General features: G+C 57.0%; 1 protein-coding gene. It reads right to left on the reverse strand.

What is annotated here, in order from left to right:
- Positions 1-3,282, reverse strand: a 3,282-nt coding sequence (locus tag DNJ95_RS19015; RefSeq protein ID WP_131186270.1) for a non-ribosomal peptide synthetase, incomplete at both ends; no start/stop codon positions are given.

Genomic DNA, 3,282 nt, shown 5'->3' on the forward strand with positions numbered 1-3,282 from the left:
CCTCATGCTCTTGCAGGCGGGCCTCGACCTCGCCCAGTTCGATGCGGAAGCCGCGGATCTTTACCTGGTGGTCGATACGGCCGACGTATTCAATCACACCATCGGCACGGTAACGGGCCAGGTCGCCAGTCCGGTAGAGTCGTCCACCACCTTGCCCTCTATCGTCGAACGGATCGGGGATAAAGCGTTCGGCGGTCAGTGCTGGACGGCGTAGATAGCCACGGGCCAAACCCTCGCCACCAACCAGCAACTCTGCGATCCCACCGATTGCAGCCACGTCCAAAGCATTACCTAATAACTGGCAGGTAGTGTTGGATAAGGGGCGTCCGATGGGTGGCTGTACACCATTCGTCTTGTGATGACACCAGTGAGTGGCATTGATAGTAGTTTCAGTAGGGCCATAACGATTATGCAATGCCGTATCTGGCAAACGTTCTTTGACTTTTTCGCACAAGCCGGCTGAGAGCACCTCACCACCGCTGAACAGGTTTTCCAGGCTGGTGCAGTCACCTACGTTTTCGACCTCGACAAACAGCTCCAACAGCGGCGGCACAAAATGCACTACAGACACAGCGTGTTGCTGGATCAGCTCAACCAGCCGCTCCGGGTCTTTGTGGTCTCCCGGTTGAGAAACGATAAGACGTCCACCACAAATGAACGGCAGGAAGCATTCCCAAACAGAAACGTCAAAGCCCAAGGGCGCTTTTTGCAGGAAAATACTGCGCTCGTTCAATGTGTACTCAGCTTGCATCCAGGCCAATCGAGCCATGGCTGAGCCAACAGAAATTCCTACTCCTTTCGGAAGTCCCGTCGAGCCAGAGGTGTAAATCACATAAGCCAGGTTTTCTGGTTGCGTGAGGTTGCTCAGATTGGCTTCGCTGTAGCCCTTCAGCCAATCGTTGCCCTGATCCAAAACAAGTGTCTGGACATGGCTTGGAACCGAAAACTGATTCTGCAGATGGCTCTGAGACAACAGCAGTTGGATAACACTGTCCTCAATCATGTAGGCCAGTCGGTCCTGCGGATACTCCGGGTCCAGGGGCACGTAGGCACCGCCTGCCTTGAGGATCCCCAGTAACCCCACCACCATTTTCAGGCTGCGCTCCACCGCGATGCCCACCAGCACGTCCGGGCCTACGCCCAGCTCCCTGAGCTTGTGGGCCAATTGATTGGAGCGTTGGTTCAGTTGCCGGTAGCTCAACTCTTGGTCATTGAAGATCACCGCCACTGCATCCGGGGCTTTCTCAGCCTGGACTTCGATCAACTGGTGGAGGCATTTCTCACTTGGGTAGCTCACCTCGGTACGGTTCCAGTCGTAGATAATCTGTTGCTGCTCTTCTTTACTTAAGAGCGGCAGTTCAGCGACACGCTGACTTGGCCTATTGACTACGCCTTCCAACAGATTGAGCCAGTGCCTGGCCAGGCGCTCGATGGTTGGTTTGTCGAACAGCGCTGTGGCATAGCTCAGCGATGCGCCAACCCCTTGCTCATGCTCGAAGGTGTCCAGCGTCAGGTCGAACTTGGCGGTGTGCCCTTCCAGGATCAGCCCTTCAACCTCCAGCCCTGGCAAGCGGCGGCTCTCACCTTTCACCTGGCTCTGGTGGTTGTACATCACCTGGAACAGAGGGCTATGGCTCAGGCTGCGCTCAGGGTGTAGCGCCTCCACCAGTTGCTCAAAGGGCAAGTCCTGATGGGCCAGGGCCGCCAATGACGTCTGCTGGACCTGCCTGAGCAGTCCGCTGAAGGTCGTGTCCAGGTCGAACTTGGCCTTGAGTACCTGGGTGTTGACGAAGAAGCCGATCAGCCCTTCTGTCTCTGCCCGGTTACGGTTGGCGATAGGTACACCAACGCGGATATCGTTCTGGCCCGAGTAACGGTGCAGCAAGGTCTGGAAGCTGGCCAACAGCAGCATAAACAGGGTCGCGCCCTGTTGCTGGGCCAGTTGCTTGAGGGATTTGGCCAACTCCTCGTTCAGTTCGATGGCCAGCTTGGCTCCAGCATGGCTCCGGATCGCCGAGCGTGGTCGATCGGTCGGTAGTTCCAGTACCGGCTGTTCTTCACCCAACTGAGCCTTCCAATAAGCTAATTGCCGCTCCTGCTCGCCGGCTTCCATCCACTGACGCTGCCAGATGGCGTAGTCGGCATACTGGATAGGCAGCTCCGGGAGACTCACTTGTTGGCCTGTGCGATAGCCCTCGTAAAGCTGGACCAGCTCATCGACCATGATGGGCATCGACCAACCATCGGAGATGATATGGTGCAGAGTCAGTATCAGGACATGGTCATCCTCGGACAACTGCAGCAGCTTTACACGCAAGAGCGGGCCCTGCTCCAGGTCGAAGGGCCTGGCAATTTCCTCCTCGACTTTGGATTGGATCAGGACCTCATCTGCCCTTTCCAAATATTCATGGTCCAAGACAAGGTCGATCCGTGGATAAACGACTTGCAGCGCCTGCTCCCTTTCCTGCTGGAAGGTGGTACGCAGGGTTTCGTGGCGAGCAATCAGAGTGTAAAAACCTGAGCGCAAAGCCTCGATATACAGTTCACCCTTGAGCCGCAGTGCCGTCGGGATGTTGTAGGCGGCACTTTCCGACTCCAGTTGCCAGATGAACCATTGCCGCTGCTGGGCGTAGGAAAGTGGCAGGGGCTGAGTACGATCCACTCGCTGGAAGGCTGGTGCGGTACTGGATGCTCCCTGTCCTGTATGGGCCGCAAACTCCGCCAGCACCGGCGCCTCGAACAGCGTGCGCAATGGCAGTTCGACATTCAGTGCCTGGCGGATACGGGAAATCACCTGGGTGGCCAGCAGCGAGTGACCACCCAGCTCGAAGAAATTGTCGGTCAGGCCGACCTTTTCGACCTTCAGCACGGCGGCCCAGATGGCGGCGACCCGTTGTTCCAATTCGCTTTGTGGCGCGACATATTCCTGCTGCAACTGGCTGGCATCCGGTTTCGGCAGGGCCTTGCGGTCCAGCTTGCCGTTCGGCGTCAGCGGCAGTTTGTCCAGGAACACCAGATGGGCTGGGACCATATAGTCCGGCAGGCTTTCCTTCAGGTAATCGCGCAAACTGCTACGCAATATGGCCTGTTGCTCAAGATCATCCGAAAGATCGATATCAGCAACGAGATAACCAACCAGTTGCTTGCCACTCGGTCCTTCGATATCGATCACCACGGCCTCGCGAACAGCCTCATGCTCTTGCAGGCGGGCCTCGACCTCGCCCAGTTCGATGCGGAAGCCGCGGATCTTTACCTGGTGGTCGATACGGCCGACGTATTCAA

This window comes from Stutzerimonas kirkiae (genome assembly GCF_004327335.1).
Classification (GTDB): Bacteria; Pseudomonadota; Gammaproteobacteria; order Pseudomonadales; family Pseudomonadaceae; genus Stutzerimonas; species Stutzerimonas kirkiae.